This is a genomic window from Bradyrhizobium sp. S69, assembly GCF_009766005.1.
In the GTDB taxonomy this organism is placed as follows: Bacteria; Pseudomonadota; Alphaproteobacteria; order Rhizobiales; family Xanthobacteraceae; genus Bradyrhizobium.
Genome location: NZ_LMUK01000002.1, coordinates 25,392 through 50,148, shown reverse-complemented (window position 1 = coordinate 50,148; position 24,757 = coordinate 25,392). Strand labels below are relative to the sequence as shown.

The following is a 24,757-nucleotide window of genomic DNA, read 5'->3' as shown; positions in this document are numbered from 1 at the left end:
CCCGCCGATGCCAACGCCGACGTTGCTGAAGACGAAGCGCAATCGCGGCCGACCCAGGCGGTGCAGGTCCAGGGCGCGGTTCAGGTCGCATCCGCCTCTTCCGAGCCCACCGTGCTGCCGCCGACGCGTTCGATCGCGAGACCCTCCGTCCTCGCCGCGGCCGCCGCGGCGATGCCGCCGGCCCAAGCCAAGTTCGATCACGCCAAGCTCGATCAAGCCAAGCCCGAGCCGGCGCCGTTGAGCAGCGGGGTTATTCAAAGCCAGTCAATCGCGGCCATACCGGGTTCGTCCGAGCCGATGAAGCCGGTCAAGGTCAAGACCGTCCAGATCAAGGCCGGACAGGTCAAGGTCGCCTCGGCCGCCACGCCGTCGCAGGCCGGCGCGCCCGTCACCAATTCAATTTCGTCGATGGCGCGTCCGGATGTGCCGGAGACCTCAGGCGCGGTCGTCTCCAAGGCGGAAACCGCCCGGGTTGACGCGGCCGAAATGCCGCCGCAGCCGGCAAGGTTCGGCACCGGAAACGGCGTGCTCGGCGTGTTGCCGGCATCGAGCGTACCGGCCTCCCCGCCCTCGCAGGCGATGGCTTACGCCGCGCCGCCGCAGCCGCAAGCGGTTCAACAGAACGGCGCCATCAGGCCGGTCGCCGCCCACACCGGGTGGATCATCCAGGTCGGCGCGCTCGAGAGCGAAAGCGAAGCGCGCGAGCGCATCGATGCGGCGCGCAGTCAGGCCCGTGGCCTGCTCAGCAAGGCCGACCCGTTCACCGAAGCGGTGGTCGCCAAAGGCGATCGCAAGCTGTTTCGCGCCCGCTTCGCCGGCCTCGACCGCGATCAGGCCGAAGCCGTGTGCCGGACCCTGAAGCGCTCCGAGATTTCCTGCATCACCGTCAAGAACTGATCGCAACGGCTGCGATCGCAGCCAACAAAACACGCGAAAGAACACAAAAGTCGTCTGCGCCTCGCGCCAGACGACTTTTGCGTTTGAGGGGCGGCTTTGTGTTCAACGGTTGAATCATGCGCGTCGGCTATCGCCTTGTTTGCGCATGATCTCCCGGCAAACGCTCCGCGTTTAAGCGGCAGGAAAATCGATCATGCTTAAGGGAAATCCCGGAGCGCAAACCTCTCGTCAAGATTTGGCGGCTACAACTGGAGACACGAAAGATCGACCACGCCGGACAACGGCGGGCGGTAACGGGGCATCGACAGAGCGGAAAGCAGAAGCAACTCTCGGTTTGTAGCGTTTGATAGCGTTGCCGGAGTTATCTGTGATGCGTGCGAAGCAAAGTATCCTTGGCCTCGTTTACCCGGGCAGCGAGATACGTCGAGCCCCCCTGGTCGGGATGCAGTTTCTTCATCAGCCCGCGGTGCGCCCGGCTGATTTCGTCGCGCCCCGCTCCCGGCTGCAGGCCAAGGATCTGATAGGCCTCCTCGTTCGTCATTTTGCCGCTCGCCGCCGCGCGGCCCTGCCCCCCTGCCGCGTTGCCCTGCGCGTTCTGACGCCAGGCGGGAAACCGGCGGTCCAGATAGCTTTCAAATAACGCCACGCTTTCGGCGTCGAAGCCGGAGATCATCGCCGTCAATTGCGGCAGGTCGAACTCGTCCAGCGAATGACCGGCATATGGCCCGGCCACGATCTGGCCGTTCAGCTGGCCGCTGTCGTGGTCCAGCGTCATGTCGAGGAACTGGGATCGCACCCGCGAGGCCTGCCCCGCCGAGCGCTTTGCTCCTAAGCCGCCGAACAGCCTGCCGACCGGACCGAACACCGATCCGCTCATCGGTGCCCAGCCGAGCAGCCCGGCGCCGAACAGGCCGATCGGGATCGCGACCGCAAGCTCGCCCCGCAGACCGGTAAACGCCGCCACCGCGAGCGCCAGCACGCCGCCGGCGATCTTGACCGCCCGCGCCAGCACGGCCGGATTGGCCGCCCGGAACATCTGTAGCAGCGAGTAGAGCAGGATAACGGCGACAGCGCCGGCGATCAGGGTGGGCATGGCCTCAATATAGCGCGGCCAACGCTAAAAAGCATACCGGCTGCGGCGACGTTGCCGCAGGCCCTGGGTCACTTCATCTGCCCGAGCAGCGTGGCCGCTCCGTTGGCGGTTTTCGCCAGCCGGAGCAGCGCCTCACGGCCACCCGCGGCATAGGCCGCAGCCGCGCGCAGCAGGTCGCGCAACTGGGCGGCGGCGCCGGGATCGAACCTGCACCACGCGCCGCCGGTCAGGCGGGCGATCTCGCGAAACGCCTGCTCGGCCGCACCGTCGTGACCCTCCTGGAACATGAAGACGGGAACCTTGAGCAGGCCAAGCTCGCCCGCTTTGGCGCAGAGATCGTCGACCGCCTCCTCCATCGCATCGCCGACGAACACCACCGCACGGATCGCGGAGGCCACCGCCTCACGCCGCGCTTCGGACAGCACCTTGCCGATCTGGGTATTGCCGCCCCGGCAATCGATCTTGCCCATCAGCCGGGCCAGTTGCGCACTGTCGGAAATCCATCCGGAGGCGCGGCATTCGTTGAGGCCGCGATAATAGACGAGACGGATGTCGAGACTGCCGAGCGCTGCCGCCTCGCGAAACATGTCAGCCTGCAGCGCACAGGCCATGTCCCAGGTAGGCTGCCGGCTCATAGTGGCGTCGAGCGCGAACACCAGCCTTCCCTTCGCCCCGGTGGCATGCGGCGACATCGCGCGCGCCCTGGCGACAAAGGCGGCGATGTCCTCCGAAGCCGACGGCAGCGATGGGTCTTTGCCGGATGCCAGATCCTTGCCCGACGCGAAGCCTTTCGCAGCCGACGACTGGTTTGCGGATCTGGGTTTGACGGGTTCGCTGGACATGCCGCACTCGCTGATGGCTGCATGCCTATGTGGAGAGCGGTCGGGCGGCGGTCAATGCGCGGGCGGCCCGCCAATCGTTCCAGGCGAGACGTTTCCGTTCAGCAGACCTGGAAGCAAAGCGCTTCGGATCAGGATCGACCGATGACGCGGAGCGTCGGTTCTTGACGTGGGCGCGGAGCGTCAGTTCTTGACGGGCGAGTAGAGCGCGACCGGCCCCGGCTCGGTGATCTTGGGCATGTCCGTCAGCACCGGCTTGAGCGGGCTGTCATCCTCCAGGAACTTGTCGAGCTGCCCCTGGATATTCGACTTGACCTCGTCCGGTCCGCGATCGCTCATCCAGGTGTGCTGGTAGGCGGTCTGCACGATGGTAATGCCGGATTTCTCGCAGATAGCTTCGTCGGGCACGACGCCAGGATCGGGCTTGAACACCGGATCCTTGGAGCGGAAGGAAAGGATCTTGAACTTGGCGTCGGTCATGAACGGCACCCGCAGATTATCCAGCGTCACGACCTTCTTGATCTCGTCGGGATACATCTTGGCGAAATACATCGTGATATCGCCGCCGTTGGAATGTCCGACCATGGTCAGATGATCATAATCCGCATTCGGCTGCATTTGCTTGATCTCGTCGATGGCAAACCTGATGTTGGCGACGGCGCGCTGATATTGCGGCAAGCGCCCGGCATAGATCTCGCCCACCTTGGTCACCATCGGCGCATCGGTCGGCAGATCGTGCTGAATGCTCACGACGAGATAACCGCGCGCGGCGAAGACGTTTGCGACGAAAGAATATTCGGTGAATTTGACGGTGTTGCCGTGGTTGAGTATTGCGACCGGCAACGTGATCATGTCGGCGTTCGCCAGCATCTCCTTGTCGCGGCGTACCGCGATATCAACTTCGACCGGGCGGTTGTTGCGCGCCGGATCCATCCAGGTGATCGTCTGATGCCGGATCGCCCATTTGCTCGCGGTGAAATAGGCGAGCGTGACCAGCACACAAAGCGAAAGCAGAACGGTTATTCCACGTTTCATGTTCGTCCTCGACGTACCTGGCGAAAACCCGTGTGCGGGGCTTTCAAATCCAAGAACTTCAAACCCAAGAACTTCCCAACCTAAGAAACTTCCAAACCCGCTTGCGGGACCTTGCGATCCGCTGGCACTCGTAAACTATACGTAACAGCGACGTGACAGGAAGGCTAAATGTTGTGAAATGACCGCCTGATCGTTGTGCGATGCACCCATTCCTTGTGCAGGTGCACAATCGACCGATTTGTACTGCCTAGCCTCCAATCCTTAGGACGCCGCCTATGAAGGTTGGGTTCAAGTCTTCAGTAAATGCCGGGTAAAACCCGTCGCGACATATTTAGTTACACAAAACGCCCGGGATATGCGGGCATTGTTCGGCGCTGCAGCAATCTTCGCACTTGCGAAAAGACAAAGGCGGCACGCGGAGCGGCCTCTAAAATGGCCCACGGCGGACTTCAGCGCCCCGCCTGTCCCGGCGGCCTTTGGCTCCAGCTAATTGCCAAGAGGGGCAAGTGACGCGTGGCGCGTCACAGCGGCACCACCATCAGGATAGCGACGTTTCGCGAATCGAGGACGACGATCCGCGCCGCGAATTTCGCCGCGCCTGCGTCGAGCACGACCTCGTCGAGATACTTGCCGGTCGCGCACAGGTCGATGAGCGTCACGGCGATCGGCGTAGTATCACCCGATCAGGCGCCGATGATGTCGTGCAGCTCGAGCGGCTTGTCGAGCTGATTGAACCACTCGGCGCGGTTGGCGGCGCGACGCCGGCCACGCTCGTCGAGCGGCAGCTTCAGTTGACGCAGCAGGCTGGTGACCTCTTCGCGGGCCGTGACATGGCCCATGCTCGGGCGCCTGCCCAGGGTGGCCTCATCGAGATCGTCGAGCGCGGTCAGCCCGCGCGGGAAAAACTCGCGATAGACCACGCGCTCGGCAAAACCGTCGATCGAACGGAAGCCGAGCCGGAACGACAGGTCGTTGAGGCTGTCGGCGACGAGCTGCTTGTTGCGCGATCCCAGCATCGACAACCGGTTGCGGACCACGATCCAGTCGCAGCTTACGCCATCGAGCTGACGGCGCTTGCGCCTGGTATCGCGCACCATCTCGGCATAATGGCTCTCGCCGGTCACGGAATAATTGGCGGGATCGACCGTGCCCAGCACGTCGAAATCGAGGAAACTGTCGTTGATCGGAGTCACCAGCGTATCGGCCATCGAATGCGCCAGGCGCATCAAATAGGAGTCCGAACCCGGCGTATCGATCACGAGGAAATCGAAGGTCCGTTCGATCGCGCTCACCGCATCCATGAACTGCTGAAACTCGGAGGACTCATTGTCGGCGATCTGCATGGTCTCGCCGAGCTTGATGCAGCGGTGCACCGGAACTTCGAGATCGAGGCCGGTGCGGCGCGCCCAGGCACGCCGGTTTTCGATGTAGCGGGTAAAGCTCTGCTGGCGGCAATCGAGGTCGATGGTGGCCACGCGCTGGCCGGCTTTCATCAGGGCGACAGCGATATGCAGCGCGGTGGTCGATTTGCCCGAACCGCCCTTTTCATTGCCCAGCACGACCACATGAGCCGAACCGGACCGCCCTTGCGTAGTCTGCACCAACATGTTTCGGCCCCGGTGGATATCTTCAAATTACGCGCGACGCCGGTCAAGTGAAATGCACGACGAAGACCTCGAAACCTCGACTACCCGCCTTAATCATGAATCGCGGGCGCCGGCTGCGACCCGATTAGCATTGCCATGAGCAGTATGTGTGTGACATCGCCGACAGTCCGCTTGGCGAGGCCGCGTCCGCCTTGATAGAACGGGCCTCCCCGCCCGCGAGCCAGAACCGGCCGCGTTCCCGAGACCCCAGAGATCGAGCCCCTATGTCGCGAAGCCCCATTGTCGCCCGCAATATCCCCGCGTTACATCGCGCGCTCGATCATCTTCGCTTGCGAAAGTCGACGGTGGCGCTGGTGCCGACCATGGGAGCTCTCCATGACGGCCATGTGTCGCTGGTTCGGCTGGCCAAGCGCCGCGCCGCGAAGGTCGTGGTCTCGATTTTCGTCAATCCCGCCCAGTTCGCACCCTCAGAGGATTTTGGCTCCTATCCACGCACCTGGAAGTCCGACGTCGCCAAGCTCGCCGCCGAGGATGTCGACCTGATCTGGAATCCGGACGTCAAGACGATGTACCCGGACGGCTTTGCCACGCGGGTGGTGCCGGAGGGTCCGGCGGTCGCCGGGCTGGAGGATCGCTTCCGCCCGCATTTCTTCGGCGGCGTCGCCACCGTGGTCGGCAAGCTGTTCACGCAAGTGCGGCCCGACTTCGCGATCTTCGGCGAGAAAGACTACCAGCAATTGCGGGTGGTGGCGCGGATGGCGCGGGATCTCGACCTCGGCGTCAAGGTCGTGGGATCGCGAACCGTTCGCGAGCGCGACGGCCTCGCGATGTCGTCCCGCAACGTCTATCTGTCGGCGCAGGAACGGCAGACCGCGCCGGTCTTGCACCGCGCCATGAAGGAAAGCGTCCGGCGCTTGCGGGCCGGCGATGATGTCGCAGCGGCCATGGCCGGCAGCGCCGAGATGATCACGCAAGCAGGCTTCACGCTGGATTATTTCGAGGTGCGCCACGCCGAAACCCTGGCGCCGGTCGGTTCGTTGAAAGACGGACCGATGCGGATTCTGGTCGCGGCAAAACTCGGCAAGACCCGGCTGATCGACAACGTCGCGGTTTAGGGGCTGCCGACACACCGCGCTGCTCCAAGGCGCTCGCGCGGCCGACACTCAGAGCGATGGGTTTTTGGTTTCCAACTCGGGGAGAAGCGCATGCGGTTTCGTCTTCTGGCTTGTGTCCTATCAATCCTTGCAGCTCAGGCTACATCACCGGCAAAGGCCCAGCAGGCCGCCCAAAATCACGCGGCAAAATGGGGGGCGATGTTCCAGTCTCAGGTTGGACGGTGCTGGAAACAGCTCGATGGCGTCAAAGATGGCCCAAGAATCGACGTCGCCTTTGAAATAAAATTGAAGCCAGACGGCACCCTCGACGGATCGCCGGTTCCCGATCCAAAAACAGCGGCATCCCAACCACGCACGTTGCTGGACAGTGCCGTGCGGGCGATTATCGAGTGTCAGCCCTATAAGTTACCAGCGGAGTATTACGACGAGTGGAAATACTTTGCCCCGGTATTTGTCTATGGACAAATAATTCACCGGTAGTCCGGCAGCGGCGAACGTTTTTTGGTCTGCCCGAAGCCGTTTCAAGCCCAAGCGAACGCTCTAAAGCAATCCGAGATCGCGCAGTTCGCGCCGCAACGGCTCGGGCATCGCCGCGACGCCGGCGGCCGCCGAGCCGAGATCCGGCGGGACGTCGTTGTGGGCGAAATAGCGCCAGCCCTGGAACGCCCGCATCGGCCGCTGCATCACCGGGATCACCTTGGGCTGCATCACCAGCCGGCAGCGTCCGATGCCATCCTTGTCGCGGAACGGCTCGATCGCGATGAGCTTTTCGCGCGCCGCGATTTCACCACGGATCACCCAATACAGCGAGCCGCCGTCGAGCACCTCGTCGACGCGCTTGGGCGTCATGCGGGTGATATGAATGTGATGCGGCGGCAGGCCCTTTTGCTTGGCGGTTCGGATGCGCTCCGCGACCCAGCTCTTCAGCTCCTTGACGGACTCACAACCGACGGCAAGCTTGATGATATGAAGCGGCATTACTCTTCTTGTGAATTGAGATTTCGAACCAGCCGAACGTTAACGATCGGCACCGGCGATGGAAAGCATCAATCGTTCGAGGCCGCGGGAGTCGTCGCCGGCGCTGGCGCAGGAGCCGGCGCAACCTGAACCGGTGGACGCGGCTTCGGCGGGGGCTTTTTCGCCACCGCTGCCAGCGTTGGCGCCGCTCCGGGGGCTGCCGCCGGACGCGGTGCTGCGGCTGGCCGTGTCGACGCCGTGTTGGCCGCCGCTGCCGCGGCCGCCGCGCGCGCCGCAGCCTGGCCGGGACTGGGCTCCGGGTTCATGATGCTGACCGGCGGGGTCGAGGCCGCGCTGGGGAATTCGGCATTGGTGGGCTTGCCCGTCGGCATCGATGACGGCAACGCCGCGACCACTCCAACCGGCGCGGGCGCGTTCCACGACGCCGCGTAACGGACGATCAGGCCGTCATAGACCCGCTCGTCCATGTTCGCCACGATCTGGTTGTGGTCGGTCAGCGCCCGGAAGGCCGCGCAATCCGACGGCGTGCAGTGATCGCGGGCAAGCAGCACGTAAGCTGCCAATCCATAGCGGTCGCGCTCGATCGAATGGCGCAGCGCTTGCAGTTCGGGCGTCATGTTGCGGTTCGCGGCGGCGACATCGCCGAGCGCGGTCAGCCGCGTCAGCCGGGATGCCGCATAGGATACCGCCGCGGCGGTCGACTCAGCCGATCCGAACAAGGTCTTTTCGCAGGCCGCCAACACGGTTTCTCCCGCGATATCGTCGACGCAGGACAAGGCCGGCAGCGCGGCGGTGACCTGTACCGCCGATGGCGGTTGCCCGGCAGCGCCGGCTCCGGCCGCGGGACCGAGCCCGCGAACGGTGGTGGCCCATGTGATGCCGATGGCGAGCAGCGCGATCACGGTCAGCGCGCCGTTGGCGACGGATTTATCGGCGCGCAGCAGCGTGACCAGAACGATGATCCCGAAGAATCCCGCCGCGGCCAATGTCAGCCACATCGGAAATGCTGGCGAGCGCCAGACTTGATCGAGCGAAGTTGCCCAAGCCCAGTTCATGTGCGGTGTCCCTCAACGCAGCATCGAACGCATTCTGCGAAACTGAATGTCGATTGTAATTAAGCATAAGCAGAATGGGGCTCCGAACCGGGCCTTTTGACGGCGGTGAAACGGCAATCGCTTCACCACGCCGTCAGTAAACGAGCCGCGCGGTCAGGACATCGCGAGCTGGCTTTCCTTGGCCACCCGCTCGAACGCCTCGGTCGAGCTTTTGATCCGGTACTGGCAGTCATCGCCGTCGGTCGGCAACAGCCGGATCACCTCATAGGTGCCGGTGGCGGCCGGACGCGCGACATTGCTGGCAGTAAAATAGACGGTTTCTCCAACGGTGAATTTGTGTGGCAACGCCCTCTCCATACGGCTGAGAACGCCGGTCAAGCTCACGGTCCCGCTGCTGTGGCCGGCTGAAAAACCCCGCCATAATCTAGCCGATGCCGGCCAAATTGGCCAGTTACATCCGGGCATAGCAAATGCGCGAATTTTGCAGGTTTTTCAGTGCGATAATTGCGTTTCCGGGGGTTCCGGAGGAATCCGCTGGCGGCCCTCCGGAACGGCCCAAATCGGTGGCCTCAGGCGGACGCCGGGAGATGGCCATTGGGGCTCGCGCCGTCGACCGCCTTGGGCAGCATTTGCGCCAGAATCGGACCGAGCTGATCCACCGGAATGTTGAACCGCGCGGCCAGTTGCTTGACGGTGTCGCTGCCCAGCACCTGCTGCAATTGCTCGGCGGTGATCGGCAGGTTCTGGCCGTTGCCGATCCAGGATTTGACCTGATCGCCGAGGCCGGCCTGCTGCAGCTTGGCGACGATCGCCGAGAGCCCGCCCTGGCTGTTATTGCCGAGCACTTCGCTCAACACGGCGGGAAGCACCGCCCCCTCGAGCTGGCCAAGCAGGCCCTTGAACGCGTCCGAGTTTTCCAATGAATCGAGAATTCCCATGGTCAAAGTCCTTTTCGCGTTAAACCGCTTACCGGATTCAGACCGCTTTAGCGGCGATCCGTCAAGGCATCATGACGGCGGGCGCCGTGGTACCGGGCTACGAAAGCCGGCCTCACACCGTCTCGAATTTCTCGATGACGATGGTCTCGGCAAGGCCTGCCTGGGTCCATTCCTGGAAGGCCGGCAGCGCCATCATGGTCTTCATGTAGTCCAAAGCCTGCGGCGCCAGCTCGATCGCAAAGGTGCGAAAACGATGCACCACCGGCGCGAACATCGCGTCGGCGCCGCTGAAGGCGCCGAACAAAAACGGCCCGGATTTTCCATAGCGGTCGCGGCATTCGATCCAGATCTCCTCGATGCGCGCAATATTGGCGCGCGCATCGGCCGACAGCGCTATCGCTTTGACCGGGCGGTGGAGGTTCATGCCGCATTCGCTGCGCAGCGTCACAAAGCCTGAATGCATCTCCGCCGAAATCGAACGCGCATAAGCGCGGGCGGCGCGGTCCTCCGGCCACAGCCTGGCTTGCGGAAACCGCTCGGCGGCGTATTCGATGATGGCGAGCGAATCCCAGATCGTGATGTCGCCATCCACTAGCGCCGGCACCTTGCCGGAAGGCGTCACCTCGAGAATCCGCTGCTTGTCGGCCTCCCCGGTATAAAGCGGGATAAAGACCTCCTCGAAGGCGATGTCATTGGCGCGCAGCGCCAGCCACGGCCGCATCGACCACGACGAATAGTTCTTGTTGCCGATGACAAGCTTCAGCGTCATGTGAAGGAATCCTGTTGCGGCCGATATCATGCCATGCGGCTCACCGGGCATTCAAGCCTCTCCCTTGCCTGGCGCGTTAGAGCATGATCCGGAAAAGTGGAAACCGGTTTTCCGAAAAGATCATGCTCAAACAAAAAGATAGAGCGGGATGACGATTCGAAGATAAGTCATCCTGCTCTGCCGGCCGTTGCCGTGAAGTGTCCTCTCGTGGCAGCATTGCGGCTTCGGGGGACAGCGATATGGCGGCATATACGGTCGATATTCTGGCGGTCGGCTTCTTCATCCTGGAATGGACGGTCTACGCCGTGACCTTGGAGCATTCGGCCTATGGGCGCGACAGCCTGTCCGCGCGCATGCATGTCTACCGCGAGAAATGGATCCGGCGCCTGCTCGACCGCGAGGCCCGCATGGTCGATACGCAGATCATGGCCTCGCTGCAGAACGGCACGGCCTTTTTCGCCTCGACGAGCCTGATCGCAGTCGGCGGCGGATTGGCGCTGTTGCGCTCGACCAACGAGGCGCTGGGGGTGCTGGGCGCGTTGCCGATCGACCTCAGGCCTTCGCCTGCGCTGTGGGAGCTCAAATGCGTCGGGCTGATCCTGATCTTCATCTACATCTTCTTCAAGTTCGCCTGGGCCTACCGGCTGTTCAATTACGTGGCCATCCTGATCGGCGCGATGCCGCTGGCCCAGCAACGCGACACGCCGGAAGCCGAAGCGCATGTCATGAGGACCACCCGATTGTTCGAAGCCGCCGGCCGGCATTTCAACCGTGGCCAGCGCGCCTTCTTCTTCGCGCTCGGCTATCTCGGCTGGTTCGTCAGTCCCTGGGTTCTGTTTCTGACCACCGCCGCCGTGGTGATCGTGATATGGCGACGGCAGTTCGCCTCGAGCGCCTGGCGCGCGATGGAGAGCTAGCGCGGGGTGAGGCTAAGCAACGTTCGAAGCGAAGTACGCGGCTTCGCTGGGTATTAACCGAAGCTATTTATCAGGATCCAGATCGGGGTAGAGCCGTATAATAGGCAATAACAACACCACGCCGCCTGCCATTGCCTCTCCAAGAGGTATTTTAAACTTCTTTTTCAGCGCCTCTTCCGCGATATGGGCTTCGATCAAATCGTTCAGGCGACTGAGATTCTCTCCGATCGCCAATAGTTCATGGACCATTTCTTCCGCTAACGCGCGTTCCATTTTTCTGCTTTCGTGATGCGGCGGCGTACGTTCGCCGTCTCTTGCGAATTAGAACAAGACACCTCAATGTTCGACCCGGTACAGGCGCCATCGCTTGGGCACGCCTTTGAGTTGGTGCGTGCCGCGATCGGTGAAGCGGATTTCGGATTGCGACATCAGATCCTTGACCGCGCTCGAGACCAGGATTTCGCCGGCCCGCGCTTTCGCGGCGACGCGGGTGCCGATGTGGAACGCGAGACCGAACACCTCCGTCCCGCTCACTTTGTATTCGCCCGCGTGCAGCCCTACCCTGATCTCCAGCCCCAGCGTGCGCACGGCCTCGCGGATCGCGGTCGCGCAACGGACCCCGGCAGCCGGCGCGCCGAACGTCGCCAGCAGCCCGTCTCCCGTCGTTACGATTTCCTTGCCGCGCACGGTCTTCAGCTCTCTGCGGACGGCGGCGTAATAGTGCTTCATCACCTGCGTCCAGCGCGAATCGCCGAGCCGCGCGGCTTTCTCGGTGGAGCGGACGATATCGACGATCAGGATGGTGGCGAGCGCTTGTTTGAGTTCGGCGCTACGATCGGCGGTCTTCCGCCGGTTCGCGATATTGCCCGTCAGCGGTTCATAGCGATGGTTGCGTCGCCGCGCGATGGCGTTCTTTGCATAGTCCGTGGCACGCTGCACCGTACCGCAACGAACCGTCTTGTCCCGCGGCGGAAGCGTCCAGTAGACCTTTCGTCCATCGCCGACGCCATGGACCTCGACGGCGCCCCACTTCAGGAAAACCGTCGAGCCGACCCGGCGAATGCACCATGCCTTCGAGGTGTATCCGGAAACGTTCGACTGATGCAGACCGATGCGAAGGAATTTGGGCATGAACGTGCGGCCGATCGACCGTTTGGGTCTACCTGTCGCAAAACCTAGTGATACATTCCCGCGTTGGCAACAGCACGTCCAATCGAAAATTTGCCCATCGAAAATTTTCCCATGGCTCTCGTGTCATCTCGCGTTCGCCATCACTTCAAACTTGTGGCGACGATGGTATGCCGGCCGTCGGCGGTATTGAGGCAGGCTAACTGACCACGCGCGTGGTTCGGATGGCACGTCCAGTCCGCGCTCAGGCCCAAGACGCCCGAGGCCTGAAGTCCGCCTTTTTGTTTGGCATGTACCGCCAAACCAGTCATGCCGAGCATCATGATCGAGATCGCGACAATGATTGCCGTGTCGAGATGCGTCCAAACAATCCTGTTCATCGCCATCGCTCCTGTTTCGATCGCGACAGGCTAGGCCATATTCAGGATGATCTCCGTGAGGTGGATCACTGGGCGCGCGCAGCTTAGGACGCGCCGCCGAAATCCTGCGGCGTGAAGCTGAGGTCGAGCACCTTCCATTCGCTGTATTTGTCCGCTGGCAGCATCGCGTAGGGCTGGCACGACTGTAGCGCGCTGATCGCGTTCTGCATCAACAGCGCCCTTCTCACGGATGCAGAACTCGTAGCAGCGATTGCTTCTGCGAGACTGAACCGGCGACGGCGCAGATTTCGACGAACGATGCTGATCATGCCGGGCCGGATTAGAGCGGCGGATTACGCTCCACTAATCCGCCCTACGGGCTTCAGCCGCCAGCCCCGGCCATGCGGCATAATCTGGCCTTCGGCATTCATGCCAGCGTCGAGAGGGTCGACCCGGGTAAGCCGACCGAGGTCGACCGGGCGGATACCGACGCTGCGGACCCCTCCGCGCTGATCTGACCTGTCGCATAATTGACCAAGAATGTGATCGACGACGATTGGGCGTTCACCGAGCTTGTGGAGATCGAGCCGGCCGATGACGAGGATATCGAGGCGCTGCTTGCAGTGGCTATGTTCCGGGTGACTGTGACGGCGTCCAGGGCCTCATTGTTGTTGACCTCTGCGGTGCTGACGCCGACGCCGGGAGCGGCCCCGGTACCACCGCCGGCTTCGTCCTCCGACCCGAAATGCTTGTCGAGGACCAGAGTGCCGTTGCCACTGAGCGCGGTCCCATAAAACTGCGTGCTGGCGTTGGTATCGACCGTCAGGGTGAAGCCATCGACGGTCAAGCTGTTCGACAGGCTCTTGCTCGGTACGAATGACTGGAACGGCGGCGGTTCATTGGCGTTGGCGAGCGTCTTGATCTGCGCCACAATCGCTTCAACGTTCGAGCCGGTTGTCGGCTGTGCGCTCGCAGGCGGTGTGTCCGTCGATTGCGCCACTGTCTCAAGGATACTCTGCAAGCTGACGGGCGCGCCTGTCTTGGTGCCGGCGTTGTTAGCGCGCTGTTCATCGACATAGGCTTGCAAACGGGTGGCCGCGTCCTGATCGGACTGGATCTTGGTGGCGGCTGCCGCTTTCGCTTGATCGGATAGAGTGACGAAGACTGCCGCTCCGGAGTCGGCGCTCGGTGTCGCCGTGGACGAGGAAGCAGAGCCAGTGCTGGTGGCTGCCGGCGCCGGGGGCGTGCTGGAACCGCCGGAAATCAGCTGAGCCAGGAGATTACCAATCGATGGCGCCGCTGTGGAAATCGTCGCCAAGAGCCCTACTCCCCGCAGATTGCGCAATGCAATGCCGGGTGCAGCTTCATGGAATGGAGTTAAGAATGTCCAAACTTTTGCCAGTCTGCAATCCCTGGCACTACAGTTACTCTTAGCATTTGACGGGTTTGGCGACGCCGCATTAATTGATGAATCTGATGAATCGACCTAAAATAACTCCCCTGCCATCGCCAGACGCAGGTTTTGGACTTACCGGTGTGGGCCATGATCGCCGAGGTGCCCAGGCCATCACCACTCAGCAGCACAATACGGGCTCGCCAAACGTGCTTCTGCGGGCGCCGGGGCGCCGCTGCGATCTCATTCAATCGCTGGCGGTCAGCGGCGGATAGGGTGAAATTGATGCCATCGCGCATCCACCCGGACTCGCACATCAGCGATCCGCTGAGAATCCCCTTTCGGACTCTTTCGTCCCGGTCAATCCACTAGGACGCGCCGCCGAAATCCTGCGGCGTGAAGCTGAGGTCGAGCACCTTCCATTCGCTGTATTTGTCCGCCGGCAGCATCGCGTAGGGCTGGCACGACTGTAGCGCGCTGATCGCGTTCTGCATCAGCAACGCGCCTTTCGCGGATGCAGTGCCCTCGATCAACTGCGGGTCCGCGGCGAGCCGGCCATCGGGCCGCATCATCACGCGCAGCTTGATCGCGACCTTGTCGGAAGGCCCGACCTCCTTCGGCAAGGTCGAACAGGTCTTGATGTGGCGTCTGAATTCCGCGATCGGACTGGATGCAACATCGGCATTCTCGATGGCCGGAGCATCGTAGGTGTCGCTGTGCTTGTCCTGCGGCAAGTCCAGCGGCAGGCCGAGCACGACGCCATATTTGATCGAAAGATCAGGCTGCGCGGGAACGTAGGCGGGCACCGGCGCCGGCGGTTCAACTGATGACGCCGGCGAAGCTTGCCGACCGGTCGCGGGCGCGGGAATTGGTGCGGCGATTGACGCCGAACCTGACGCAGGATTCGACAGGGTATTCGACGCAGGACTTGTAGAAGGACTTGTTGCCGCAGGACTTGTCGCGGAACTTGCGTCGGGACCTGGTTGGGGCGTTGGCGCCACGCTCGGCTGCGATAACGCCGCCTGCTGTTGTGGCGGCGTTGTCGGTTGCGATGGGCTTGCGCCCGGTTGCGAGCCGGCGGGCGCTGGCGCGGCAGCCGACGACGCACTCGTGTTCACCCCGGTCGCGGACGGGTCAAGCGAGTCGGACGAACCTGACTTCGATGTCGGACGTTGCTCCGAGGCCTTTTCCGTCACCTCGTCCGGCGCCACGATATCGACCGCGATGGTTTCAGCCGTGACCGCACCGAACGGATGAACCTCGGCAAAGAAGATCACAAGCGCCAGCAACGACAGATGGACAACCGCCGATGCCGTGATTCCCGAACGTAGGATCTGCTGCGCTTCCACCGTACTCAATCGACGTTTTGATGCCGCCCCTGCCCGCCGGCACCATATCTCAATCCCATTTCGGTGCGAAACCGAAATTGGTCAGCCGCCCCTCGGCGCTCCCCATCGCGGAAAGCTCGGCCATCTCCTGATCCGACAGCGCAAAGTCGAAAATGTCGATATTTTCCGACAGCCGCTCGATCCGCGAGGTCCGTGGGATCGCAGCCACGTTCTGTTGCACCAGCCAGCGCAGGCACACCTGCGCGGCGGTCTTGCCGTAAGCCTGCCCGATCCGGGCCAAAGTCTCATCGTTCTTGATCCGGCCCTTGGCCACCGGACTATAGGCCACCACCGCCATACCGTTCCGCGCGCAGGCCTCCCTGACCTTGGTCTGGTCGAGATACGGATGGAATTCGACCTGATCGCACACCAAAGGCTCCGGACAGGCCGCCACCGCCTCCTCGATCAGCGCCACGGTAAAATTCGAAACGCCGATGTGCCGGGCCAGACCGACTTGCTTGACATGCGCCAGCGCGCCCAAAGTCTCCTGTAGCGGCACCCGTGGATTGGGCCAATGCAGCAGCAACAGATCGACCGCGGCAAGATGCAGCTTGCTCAGGCTCTCTCGGGTGGAGCGTTCGAGGTCATTCGGCGCGAAATGCGTGGTCCACACCTTGGTCGTCACGAACACTTCGTCGCGCTTGATCCCGGAGGCGCGCAGGCCCTCGCCGACCTCGCGTTCGTTCTCATAGACTTGCGCGGTGTCGATGTGGCGATAGCCGAGCCGCAGGGCCTGCTCGACCAGACGCGCGCAGGTTCGGCCACGCAGTTCCCAGGTGCCGAGCCCGATGGCCGGGATTTTGGCACCATTGGCTTCGATCACGTTCATGCCGCCCATTATGCGCTTCCGGGCCGGCGCTGCCAACTCAACCCCGCGTGGGTTCAGTGGACAGCGCAACAGCCCGCATAGTCCGTTCGGTCGCGCCAGAACTCTAAGCGGCGATGCCGTCCGATCTCGGCCGGGCCCCCTCCTCGCCCCGCCGGCTCTCCGGCTCAGGCCCGGCGAACCGGCGCAAGGCTTCCGCCATCCGCACGCGCCCGCCGACACCGGTGATCACCACATCGACCATGGTGTAGGACGAGTGCATCTGGCCGCGCGCGTTAAAGTGCTCGACCGGCACACCGGCGGCCGTGAGCGCCTGCGCGTAAGCGATGCCCTCGTCGCGCAGCGGATCGAACTCGCAGGTCACCACGAACGCCGGAGGCAGCCCGGAGAGTTTGCCGCGCAACGGCGAGGCGCGTGGATCGGTGCGGTCGCCAGGCGGACAGTACATGTCCCAGAACCACGTCATCAGCGACTTCGTCAGGAAGTAGCCTTCGGCGTTGTCGCGGTAGGAGGCGCGCTCGAAATCGCAGTCGGTGACCGGGCAGACCAACAACTGGCCTGAAATCTTCGGGCCACCGCGGTCGCGCGCCAACTGGCAGGTGACGGCGGCGATATTGCCGCCGGCGCTCCAGCCCGCGACCATCACGGGTTCCGGTCTGCCGCCGAGATCGGCGGTGTGCTCGGCGATCCATTTCGCCGCCGCGTAGCCATCCTCTGCCGCCGCCGGGAACGGGTGTTCGGGCCCATGCCGGTAACCGACGCTGACGAAGATCATGCCGGTGCGCCGGCACATGTCGCGGCAGAACGGATCGTCGGACTGCTCGTCACCGAGCACCCAACCGCCGCCGTGGAAATAGACCACGACCGGATGCGGCCCCGGCGTCGCCGGCCGGTACAGCCGATAAGGCAACGGGCCGTCGGCGCCCGGCAGTGACCCATCGACAACTTCGCCGACCGGCCGCCCGGCGGGGCGCCCGGCATTGAATTGAGCCACAAAGTCCCGCGCACCTTGGGCGCCCATCGTTTCGATCGGCGGCAACTTCATCTCCGCCAGCATGTTCAGCACCAGCCGCACATCCGGTTGCAGGCGAACGATCTCGCCATCGTTGCATTGCTGCGCGCCATTGGCGCCGGTGAGCCGGAAACCGAGCATGCCGCGGCCGACGATCTCGTTGCAGATGCTGCGGTACGGACCGACGCCGCCGGTATAGGGCATTACGCCTTGTGCCTTGCCGGGAACGTTGGCGCCGGTGTACCAGGTATTGGCCAGTCGATGCAGCGTGATCGTCGAACAGTCGGCCATGTGTTGTGCCCACGCGGCCTGCGCCGTCGCGGTCGGCTCGATCGTGGAGAACCCGGCCTCGCGCATCGCCTGGAGACGGTCGACCACCCAATCGACGTGCTGTTCGATCGATACCGCCATGTTCGACAGCACCGACGGGCTGCCCGGGCCGGTGATCATGAACAGGTTGGGAAAGCCGGCCACGGTGAGCCCGAGATAGCTTTGCGGACCCTTGGCCCAGACGTCGGACAGCGATTGTCCGTCGCGGCCGGTGATCGGATGCACGGCCATGATCGCGCCGGTCATGGCGTCGAAGCCGGTGGCGAACACGATGACATCGACGTCGACGCTGCGCTTGCCGGTGTTGATGCCGGTGGCCGTGATCGATGTGATCGGTTCCTGCCGCAGGTTCACCTGCGTGACGTTGGGACGGTTATAGGTCGCGTAATAATTGGTATCGAGGCAGGGACGCTTCGAGCCGAACGGATGATCGTTCGGGCTCAGCGCCGCCGCGGTCGAGGGATCCTTGACGATGCTGCGGATTTTCTCGCGGACCAGTTCGGCGACCAGCGCGTTGCCGTCGACATCGACGCCCTGGTCGGCCCACAGCTGGGTCATCATGTGGACGAGATCGCCGGCGGCCCACGCCTGCTCGAAGCGTTCGCGGCGCTCGGCATCGCTCAACTGCCAGCTCACCGCCGTTGCCGGCGGCAACGGTACGCCCGCCAACGACCAGCGGGCCTGCTCACGGTAGCCGGCGCGGTCGCTTTCCACCAACGCCGTGCGATCCGCCGAGGCAGGGCCGTTGTGGGCGGGAAGCGCAAAACTCGCGGTGCGCTGGAACACGGTCAGATGCGCCGCCTGCTCGGCGATCAACGGGATCGCCTGGATCCCGGACGATCCGGTGCCGATCACCGCGACGCGCTTGCCGGCGAGCTTGACCTCGTGGTGCGGCCAGCGGCCGGTGAAATAGATATCGCCCTTGAAGTCCTTGACGCCCTCGATTTCCGGCGGCTTGGGCGTGGAGAGACAGCCGGTGGCCATGATGTAAGTGCGGCAGGATATCGCCGCGCCGGTGTCGGTGGTGAGCCGCCAGCGCTCGGCGGCGGCGTCCCATGTCGCGTTTGTCACCTTGGTGCCGAAGCGGATGTCGCGCCGCAGATCGTAGCGGTCGGCGACGAAACCAAGATAGCGCAGGATTTCCGGCTGGGTTGCGTACTTCTCCGACCATTTCCAGGCGCGATCGAGTTCCGGATCGAACGTGTAGCTGTAGTCGATGGTCTGGATGTCGCAGCGTGCGCCGGGATATCGGTTCCAGTACCAGGTGCCGCCGACGTCGCCGGCCTCCTCGATCACTTGTGCGGTGAAGCCGGCCTTGCGCAGCCGATGCAGCAGGTAGAGACCGGCGAAACCGGCGCCCACCACCGCGACGTCGACCTCGTGCGCCGCACCGCCGCGCGCGGCCATAGAAGCAGAATCCGCAACCATTGCGTCTGGCATGCCATTCCTCCCATTTGTTTTATTGTCCAGGAGGCTATCGCCGCCTCTGCCGTTTGTCATTCATGCACTGCACGCGCGACGCCTGCGTTTTGACGCATTTGCATCGTTGCGAAGCCGAAAGGCGCGCAGCCGCAAATGTTTCTGGATAACTCCGGCATGCTTTGCGAACGCGAAAATCCCAAAGAACGCTGCCGCGCCTTTACGGAAGCTTGAAGTTTACACGCGTGGGAGGCGCATTCGTTCCGCAGAACGGTCACGACCGATAAAAATTTCGCCAATTCGCGATGAAATAAGCATCACGTTCTCTTCGCTTATGATTTGTTGGGAGTCCCTCGCGCGGCAGACTCAAGAATCATATCGCAATCGTCACAACCTCCCGCAATTTTGAAGCGGTTGCACAACGGACTAGCTTTCCTTTCGTCCTCGCGCGAACTATCGTGCCTCTGCATCGGTTGGAAGGTCGCATGATAGTCAAGCAGTTCGTCAAAACGTTTGCGATCGTCGGCGTTTTTTTCCTTCAGCAGATCGCGGCTCCGCCAAGCGCGCACGCCGAGCCTGATCTCAGCGGCCTCTGGCTCCCGGACATCAAGGATCAAAAGCGCCAGGAGGCTTCGAACATGCCGCCCTGGAAGCCTGACATCCTGCAGCAGGTTCAGCACCTTGTCGCCGAGGAAAAGGCAGGACGGCCGTTCCTGGTCCTGAGCCATTGCCTGCCGCACGGCATGCCAAGTTGGATGCTGATGACGCACAACGCATTCGAGCTTTTGGTCACGCCTGGCCGGATCACCATGCTTGGCGAGGTCGACGGCAACCGGATGCGGCGTATCTACATGGATGGCCGCAAGCCCCCGGAAGATCCCGATCTGTCGCTGCACGGCTATTCAATTGGCCATTGGGATGGCGACACGCTGCTGATCGACACCGTCTCGATCGTGCCGCAGGCCTATATCGCGATCAGCGAAGCTGTAGGAATTCCCAATAATGGCGACATGCACGTCGTCGAGCACATTCATCTCGCCGAATCCAACGTCATGCACGACGATCTAGAGGTCACGGCGCCGAACGTTCTCACCGCGACCTGGAAGACGACGCGAATTTTCCGCCGCTACCCCGACCGCCATTATGAAGTGACCGAGGGCGAGTGCGCGCAGGAAGATCTGGTGCCGGGCAAGGACGCCAACGGCAACGACATCTTCGTCCCCAACGCGCAAGGCGCGTTCGGAACGGTTCACACCAAATAAGGAAAGATCGAGATGTCGCCGAAGGCCATGTTTCTTGCCGCTTGCCTCACGCTGGGCTTTGCAGGCATCGCAGCCGCGCACCATTCCAACGCCGCCTATGACAGCGACCACCCGCAGACCGTCCAGGGCACCGTCAAACAGGTCAACTGGACCAACCCGCACATCTCCTTCGTGGTCGAGACTGACGTCAAGGAAGGAGCACAGGCCGGCACCTGGGTATTCGAAGTGTCGAGCCCCGGCGTGCTGACGCGATCCGGCTGGACCAAGCGCTCGCTGCAGCCCGGCGATCACGCCACCTTCGACTATCTGCCGCTACGCGACGGCAAACCCGGCGGCTTCCTGCGCAAGGCGGTTCTGCAGGACGGCAAGGAACTGACCTACAGCCTGACGCCGGACGAGCAGTAGGATCGCATGCTGACGCTGACCGGGTTTTCCAAATGGCTGGCGGCGACGTCGCTCAGCCACACCATCCAGACCGTCACCTGGATCATCCCGACGATCCAGACGATCCACATTCTCTGCGTGGCGATTGTCTTCTCTTCCGCGGTGCTGGTCGATTTGCGGATCTTTCGGGTGTTCGAGCGCGACGAACCGCTGCGCGAGGTCGCGCGGCGCTTTCTGCCTCCGATCTGGCCGGTCCTGCTCGTCCTGCTGGTGACCGGCAGCCTGTTGATCATCGGCGAGCCGAGACGCTCGCTGGTCAACACCACCTTTTATCTCAAGATGGCGCTGCTGCTGGTCGCCATCGTGCTGACGGCGACGTTGCAACGGATGGCGCTGGCCTCCCCTGGCGTGTTTGAGGATCGCAGCCGGCAGATGGCGGGCCGCGCGCTGGCAACGCTGTCGATCCTGGTCTGGTGCGGCATCCTGTTCGCCGGACGCTGGATCGCTTACACGCAGGCCGGATGATGTCATACCTCCAGGACCTGATCGCCTTCTTCGAGGACAGCGGGATTGCCGACAGCATTCGCGAGAACGACATACTGTTTCCGACGATCGAATCGGTCCATGTCATTGCGATCTGCCTTGTGATCGGGTCGATCCTCGTGCTGGACCTGCGGCTCCTTGGCTTCGCCTCGACGAACCGGCCCGTCGGCCGGCTGTCGCGCGCGGTGCTGCCGGTGACCTGGGGCGCCTTCGCGATTGCGGTGAGTTCCGGCTTCCTGCTGTTCATTTCCAACGCCACCAAATATCTCGCGAATGGCTACTTCGACGCCAAGCTCGTCCTGATCTGCGCGGCGGGGCTGAACATGATCGTCTTCCACGCCATCAGCGCGAAGGATCTGCCGCAATGGGAGAAGCAAAAATCACCGCCGCTGCGCGCGCGCATCGCCGGCGCGCTGTCCATCCTGCTCTGGATCGCAGTCGTCGCCTGCGGGCGCTGGATCGGTTTCACCATGCAGGTGCTGTGATGATGAAGAGATGCCGAACGCGCGCCAGCCTTGCTGCCGCGCTGATCTTTTGCGGCCTCGCCGCCTCGCCATCGATGTCGGAGACAACGCAAGCGTTGCCGCCGTTCCAGGCCCATGTCGACATGAAAACATTCATGGACCACGTGCTGACACCAGCCGCGAATTTGATCTGGAAGGTCAACGGCTCGGTGATCGACACCAGCGGCGAGCACGACCTCGGGCCCAAGACCGACGATGACTGGGAAAATATCACCAGCGGCGCCGCGACGCTGGCGGAAGCCACCAACGCACTGATGATCCCGGGGCGCGCGCTCGATCCGGAGTGGAACGCTTACGTGAAAAAGCTCGCGGATGCGGCCGACCGGGCCTATCAGGCCGCCGAGGCGCATGACCTGAAAACCGTCGCCGACGTCAGCGACCATCTCGACGGCATTTGCGCGGCCTGCCATCGTCACTACGGGCTGGAGTAAGTCGTTCTCACCGGATTGCCTTCGTCAGCCGCGAAGGCTGCTGCCGTACCTTCCGAATTGCCGTGTGTCTTGAAGTCGCGCATGGTCTGTCATCATGGCGACGTCGGAAACGCTGCTCACCGTCATTGCGATCAGGCTCGCAACGCTCGTCGTTGTCGGCCTCATCGCGAAAGCGGCTGCGGCCGATCATTTGGATCACGACACGGCCTGTGTCCCCGCGCGGACGGTCGTCGTCGTGCAAGCGCCTCCAGCTGTAAAGACGGAGACGAACGAAACGCTGCGCGACATGATGCTGCACGACTGACCGGAGCACGGGCGATCGCAGCGGCGAATTACGCCGCCTCCCCCTTGGCCTCCTTCAAGTTCGGCAGCATCGCCGTGAGAATGCCGAGCGCCGGGAGAAACGAGCAGACCTTGAAGACGAACTGGATGCCGGTCCAGTCGGCCAGCGTGCCGAGTATCGCCGCGCCGATGCCGCCGACGCCGAAGATGAATCCGAAAAAGATTCCGGCGACCATTCCGACGCGGCCCGGCATCAACTCCTGCCCATAGACGACGATGGCGGGAAACGCCGAGGCGATCACGAAGCCGATCACCACGCTCAACGCGGCGGTCAGCGCAGGGCCCGCGTAAGGCAGCATCAGCGTGAACGGCAAAACGCCGAGGATCGAGACCCAGATGACGAACTTGCGGCCGAGCCGGTCTCCGATCGGACCGCCGGCGACGGTGCCCGCCGCCACCGCCGCGAAGAACAGGAACTGATAGATCTGCGCATCCTTTGTCGGCATGCCGAAGCGGTCCATCAGATAGAACGTGTAGTAGCTGGTGAAGCTCGCGAGGTAGATGTACTTCGAGAACAGCAACGCGATGAGAACAGCCATCGCCTTCGACACCTGCCCCTTCGACAGGGTCGGATGCCGCACCGGCGCGTCGCTTGACGGCTTGCGCGCGTGACCGTTGGCGCTGTACCAGCGCCCGAGGCCGGTCAGGACGATGATGCCGGCCATGGCGGCGAGAGCGAACCAGGCCAGTCCGTGCTGACCGCGTGGCAGCACGAAATAGGCCGCCGCCAACGGGCCGAGTGCCGAACCGAAATTGCCGCCGACCTGAAACAGCGCCTGCGCCAGGCCGTGCGAGCCGCCAGACGCGAGACGCGCGATGCGCGAGGATTCCGGATGGAAGATCGATGAGCCCAGGCCCAGCAACATGCCGCCGACCAGCAGCATGGCGTAATTCGGTGCGTAGGCCAGTGTCAGCAGCCCGACGAGCGACGACGCCATGCCGAACGGCAGCGAATAAGGCAGCGGGTGGCGATCCGTGTAGTAGCCGATGAAGGGTTGAAACAACGATGCCGTCACGTTGTAAACCAAAGTGAGAAAGCCGATCTGCGCGAAGCTCAGATCGAAGTCGCCGCGCAGGATCGGATACACCGCGGGCAGCATGGCCTGCATCAGGTCGTTGAGCAGATGGCAGAAGCTGGCGGCCCACAGGACGGGAAACACCGTCTTCGAGCGCCGGAGCGGCATGGCTTGAACTTGGGCGGCTTGAACTTGGGCGGCTTGAGCTTGGACGGACACGTCGAATTCCTTTTGCCTTTTGTTGTTCGGGGTCGGGCGGCGCGGTTGCACTCGACCCCGACTTCGGAGTATTCGACCACCATTTCGCCCACCACCAATGCTGGGCCTTATTTCTACTAGAGTGGGCCAAACGCGATGCAGGAAATGCATATCGACAGCGTCGACCATTTGGCCCGCTCGATCATCGCCCTCGGCACGCGCTATCCCGACGGGCACATCATCGAACCGCATTATCATCGGCGCGGCCAGCTGATCTCCGGCGCGACCGGCGTGGTCGTGCTGGCGACGCCGCAAGGCACTTACGTGATGCCCCCGCAACGCGGCATGTGGATTCCGCCGGCGACCGAACATCATGTGCGGACGGTCGGCGCGGTGCGGATGCAGAGCTTGTATTTGGAGCCGGGCGCGGTGCCCGGCATGCCCACGCACTGCCAGGTCGTCGGCATCTCGCCCTTCATGCGCAGCCTGATGACGGAAGCGCTGGGCTTGCCGATCGAGACCGAGCTCGATAGCCGCGCCGGCGCGCTGATGGAATTGATCGGTCACGAACTGCAAAAACTGCCGGTGCTGCCGCTGTCTCTGCGCTATCCGGCCGAAGGAGCCTTGGCGGCGCGCTGCCGCAAGTTCATCCAGAAGCCGGAGATCCACGAGACCATCGACGACTGGGCGGCGGATCTGCACATGAGCCGCCGTGCGTTCACGCGTCTGTTCCGACGCGAGACCGGCCTCAGCTTCATGGCATGGCGTCAGCAGGCGTGCCTGGTCGGCGCGCTGCCGCGGCTCGCGGCGGGCGAGCCCGTCACCACGGTCGCTGTGGATCTGGGCTACGAAAACCCCGCGGCGTTCACGCTGATGTTCAAGCGGGCCTTCGGCAGTCCGCCTCTAACTTATCTGGGGATGAGAGGCGGCCACGCCAACGCGAGATGATTGTACTCGGC

Annotated in this window: 29 protein-coding genes and 2 pseudogenes; 11 read left to right on the top strand and 20 right to left on the bottom strand. The window is 63.0% G+C overall.

Features of this window, described 5'->3' with window-relative positions:
* On the top strand, positions 1 to 897 hold an 897-nt coding region (locus GSQ88_RS00350), incomplete at its 5' end, for an SPOR domain-containing protein (protein ID WP_174247875.1).
* A 361-nt stretch (positions 898 to 1,258) separates the two neighbouring features.
* On the opposite strand, the gene GSQ88_RS00345 is transcribed toward GSQ88_RS00350, so the two are convergent.
* From GSQ88_RS00345 to GSQ88_RS00325, 5 genes and pseudogenes are all read right to left on the bottom strand, one after another.
* Positions 1,259 to 1,990 (bottom strand): DnaJ domain-containing protein, encoded by a 732-nt coding sequence (locus GSQ88_RS00345; RefSeq protein WP_159005238.1) that lies wholly within the window; start codon positions 1,988 to 1,990, stop codon positions 1,259 to 1,261.
* Between the two features lie 68 nt (positions 1,991 to 2,058).
* Positions 2,059 to 2,832 (bottom strand): VWA domain-containing protein, encoded by a 774-nt coding sequence (locus GSQ88_RS00340; protein ID WP_246735008.1) that lies wholly within the window; start codon positions 2,830 to 2,832, stop codon positions 2,059 to 2,061.
* 180 nt (positions 2,833 to 3,012) lie between these two features.
* A pseudogene (locus GSQ88_RS00335) lies at positions 3,013 to 3,918 on the bottom strand (alpha/beta fold hydrolase); the annotation flags it as partial.
* A gap of 467 nt (positions 3,919 to 4,385) precedes the next feature.
* Complete coding sequence (locus tag GSQ88_RS00330) at positions 4,386 to 4,523, bottom strand: hypothetical protein (protein WP_159005236.1); 138 nt, start codon at positions 4,521 to 4,523, stop codon at positions 4,386 to 4,388.
* A gap of 24 nt (positions 4,524 to 4,547) precedes the next feature.
* On the bottom strand, positions 4,548 to 5,471 hold the full coding sequence (locus GSQ88_RS00325; protein ID WP_159005235.1) for a division plane positioning ATPase MipZ: 924 nt from the start codon (positions 5,469 to 5,471) through the stop codon (positions 4,548 to 4,550).
* 263 nt (positions 5,472 to 5,734) lie between these two features.
* Between GSQ88_RS00325 and panC the strand changes: the two genes are divergently transcribed.
* Both panC and tolA (GSQ88_RS00315) read left to right on the top strand, forming a co-directional pair.
* Positions 5,735 to 6,586 carry a pantoate--beta-alanine ligase gene (gene panC, locus GSQ88_RS00320; protein WP_159005234.1) on the top strand — a complete coding sequence of 284 codons (852 nt, stop codon included), beginning with the start codon at positions 5,735 to 5,737 and terminating at the stop codon, positions 6,584 to 6,586.
* Between the two features lie 90 nt (positions 6,587 to 6,676).
* Positions 6,677 to 7,066 (top strand): cell envelope integrity protein TolA, encoded by a 390-nt coding sequence (gene tolA, locus GSQ88_RS00315; RefSeq protein ID WP_159005233.1) that lies wholly within the window; start codon positions 6,677 to 6,679, stop codon positions 7,064 to 7,066.
* A gap of 60 nt (positions 7,067 to 7,126) precedes the next feature.
* On the opposite strand, the gene GSQ88_RS00310 is transcribed toward tolA (GSQ88_RS00315), so the two are convergent.
* The 5 genes from GSQ88_RS00310 to GSQ88_RS00290 form a co-directional block, all read right to left on the bottom strand.
* Complete coding sequence (locus GSQ88_RS00310) at positions 7,127 to 7,564, bottom strand: DUF1489 family protein (protein ID WP_159005232.1); 438 nt, start codon at positions 7,562 to 7,564, stop codon at positions 7,127 to 7,129.
* 68 nt (positions 7,565 to 7,632) lie between these two features.
* Positions 7,633 to 8,619 (bottom strand): hypothetical protein, encoded by a 987-nt coding sequence (locus GSQ88_RS00305; RefSeq protein WP_159005231.1) that lies wholly within the window; start codon positions 8,617 to 8,619, stop codon positions 7,633 to 7,635.
* 153 nt (positions 8,620 to 8,772) lie between these two features.
* A complete protein-coding gene (locus GSQ88_RS00300; protein WP_159005243.1) occupies positions 8,773 to 8,976 on the bottom strand; it encodes a hypothetical protein in 204 nt (67 codons plus the stop codon).
* A gap of 212 nt (positions 8,977 to 9,188) precedes the next feature.
* Positions 9,189 to 9,557 carry a YidB family protein gene (locus GSQ88_RS00295; RefSeq protein WP_159005230.1) on the bottom strand — a complete coding sequence of 123 codons (369 nt, stop codon included), beginning with the start codon at positions 9,555 to 9,557 and terminating at the stop codon, positions 9,189 to 9,191.
* Between the two features lie 112 nt (positions 9,558 to 9,669).
* The gene (locus GSQ88_RS00290) at positions 9,670 to 10,326 is read right to left on the bottom strand and encodes a glutathione S-transferase family protein (protein ID WP_159005229.1); all 657 of its coding nucleotides are present in this window, start codon (positions 10,324 to 10,326) and stop codon (positions 9,670 to 9,672) included.
* Between the two features lie 239 nt (positions 10,327 to 10,565).
* On the opposite strand from GSQ88_RS00290, the gene GSQ88_RS00285 reads away from it, so the two are divergent.
* Positions 10,566 to 11,243, top strand: coding sequence for a DUF599 domain-containing protein (locus tag GSQ88_RS00285; protein ID WP_159005228.1), 678 nt, complete (start codon positions 10,566 to 10,568; stop codon positions 11,241 to 11,243).
* Between the two features lie 63 nt (positions 11,244 to 11,306).
* On the opposite strand, the gene GSQ88_RS00280 is transcribed toward GSQ88_RS00285, so the two are convergent.
* The 9 genes and pseudogenes from GSQ88_RS00280 to GSQ88_RS00250 all read right to left on the bottom strand — a co-directional run bounded on the left by GSQ88_RS00280 (position 11,307) and on the right by GSQ88_RS00250 (position 19,119).
* On the bottom strand, positions 11,307 to 11,516 hold the full coding sequence (locus GSQ88_RS00280; protein WP_159005227.1) for a hypothetical protein: 210 nt from the start codon (positions 11,514 to 11,516) through the stop codon (positions 11,307 to 11,309).
* Between the two features lie 63 nt (positions 11,517 to 11,579).
* Positions 11,580 to 12,374, bottom strand: a complete 795-nt coding sequence (locus tag GSQ88_RS00275) for an adenylate/guanylate cyclase domain-containing protein (RefSeq protein WP_159005226.1) — start codon at positions 12,372 to 12,374, stop codon at positions 11,580 to 11,582.
* A 140-nt stretch (positions 12,375 to 12,514) separates the two neighbouring features.
* On the bottom strand, positions 12,515 to 12,751 hold the full coding sequence (locus tag GSQ88_RS00270; protein ID WP_159005225.1) for a hypothetical protein: 237 nt from the start codon (positions 12,749 to 12,751) through the stop codon (positions 12,515 to 12,517).
* A gap of 83 nt (positions 12,752 to 12,834) precedes the next feature.
* Positions 12,835 to 12,960, bottom strand: a complete 126-nt coding sequence (locus GSQ88_RS35925) for a hypothetical protein (protein ID WP_283810654.1) — start codon at positions 12,958 to 12,960, stop codon at positions 12,835 to 12,837.
* Positions 12,961 to 13,157: 197 nt separating this feature from the next.
* The gene (locus GSQ88_RS00265; protein ID WP_159005224.1) at positions 13,158 to 14,048 is read right to left on the bottom strand and encodes a hypothetical protein; all 891 of its coding nucleotides are present in this window, start codon (positions 14,046 to 14,048) and stop codon (positions 13,158 to 13,160) included.
* A 182-nt stretch (positions 14,049 to 14,230) separates the two neighbouring features.
* Positions 14,231 to 14,422 (bottom strand): annotated as a pseudogene (locus GSQ88_RS35455) (helix-turn-helix domain-containing protein); the annotation flags it as partial.
* A gap of 69 nt (positions 14,423 to 14,491) precedes the next feature.
* Complete coding sequence (tolA, locus tag GSQ88_RS00260) at positions 14,492 to 14,929, bottom strand: cell envelope integrity protein TolA (protein ID WP_159005223.1); 438 nt, start codon at positions 14,927 to 14,929, stop codon at positions 14,492 to 14,494.
* Positions 14,930 to 15,521: 592 nt separating this feature from the next.
* A complete protein-coding gene (locus GSQ88_RS00255) occupies positions 15,522 to 16,340 on the bottom strand; it encodes an aldo/keto reductase (protein WP_159005242.1) in 819 nt (272 codons plus the stop codon).
* Positions 16,341 to 16,443: 103 nt separating this feature from the next.
* Positions 16,444 to 19,119 carry a flavin-containing monooxygenase gene (locus GSQ88_RS00250; protein ID WP_159005222.1) on the bottom strand — a complete coding sequence of 892 codons (2,676 nt, stop codon included), beginning with the start codon at positions 19,117 to 19,119 and terminating at the stop codon, positions 16,444 to 16,446.
* 464 nt (positions 19,120 to 19,583) lie between these two features.
* Here GSQ88_RS00250 and GSQ88_RS00245 point away from each other — a divergent pair, with 464 nt between their 5' ends.
* The 6 genes from GSQ88_RS00245 (at position 19,584) to GSQ88_RS00220 (ending at position 22,546) form a co-directional block, all read left to right on the top strand.
* Positions 19,584 to 20,360 (top strand): hypothetical protein, encoded by a 777-nt coding sequence (locus GSQ88_RS00245; RefSeq protein WP_159005221.1) that lies wholly within the window; start codon positions 19,584 to 19,586, stop codon positions 20,358 to 20,360.
* A 12-nt stretch (positions 20,361 to 20,372) separates the two neighbouring features.
* Positions 20,373 to 20,765, top strand: coding sequence for a DUF6152 family protein (locus GSQ88_RS00240; protein WP_159005220.1), 393 nt, complete (start codon positions 20,373 to 20,375; stop codon positions 20,763 to 20,765).
* Positions 20,766 to 20,771: 6 nt separating this feature from the next.
* Positions 20,772 to 21,269: a DUF6644 family protein gene (locus tag GSQ88_RS00235; protein WP_159005219.1), complete on the top strand. Its 498-nt coding sequence runs from the start codon at positions 20,772 to 20,774 to the stop codon at positions 21,267 to 21,269.
* The gene (locus GSQ88_RS00230; protein WP_210253720.1) at positions 21,218 to 21,772 is read left to right on the top strand and encodes a DUF6644 family protein; all 555 of its coding nucleotides are present in this window, start codon (positions 21,218 to 21,220) and stop codon (positions 21,770 to 21,772) included. The genes GSQ88_RS00235 and GSQ88_RS00230 overlap by 52 nt, the downstream gene beginning before the upstream one ends.
* Positions 21,773 to 21,774: 2 nt before the next feature.
* Positions 21,775 to 22,242, top strand: coding sequence for a hypothetical protein (locus GSQ88_RS00225; protein ID WP_210253719.1), 468 nt, complete (start codon positions 21,775 to 21,777; stop codon positions 22,240 to 22,242).
* Between the two features lie 94 nt (positions 22,243 to 22,336).
* Entirely contained in the window at positions 22,337 to 22,546 is a 210-nt protein-coding gene (locus GSQ88_RS00220) for a hypothetical protein (protein WP_159005217.1), read from the top strand.
* A 28-nt stretch (positions 22,547 to 22,574) separates the two neighbouring features.
* Here the strand turns inward: GSQ88_RS00220 and GSQ88_RS00215 are convergent, their stop codons facing one another.
* Positions 22,575 to 23,768, bottom strand: coding sequence for an MFS transporter (locus GSQ88_RS00215; RefSeq protein ID WP_210253718.1), 1,194 nt, complete (start codon positions 23,766 to 23,768; stop codon positions 22,575 to 22,577).
* 186 nt (positions 23,769 to 23,954) lie between these two features.
* On the opposite strand from GSQ88_RS00215, the gene GSQ88_RS00210 reads away from it, so the two are divergent.
* A complete protein-coding gene (locus GSQ88_RS00210; RefSeq protein ID WP_159005216.1) occupies positions 23,955 to 24,746 on the top strand; it encodes an AraC family transcriptional regulator in 792 nt (263 codons plus the stop codon).
* Positions 24,747 to 24,757 lie beyond the last annotated feature (11 nt).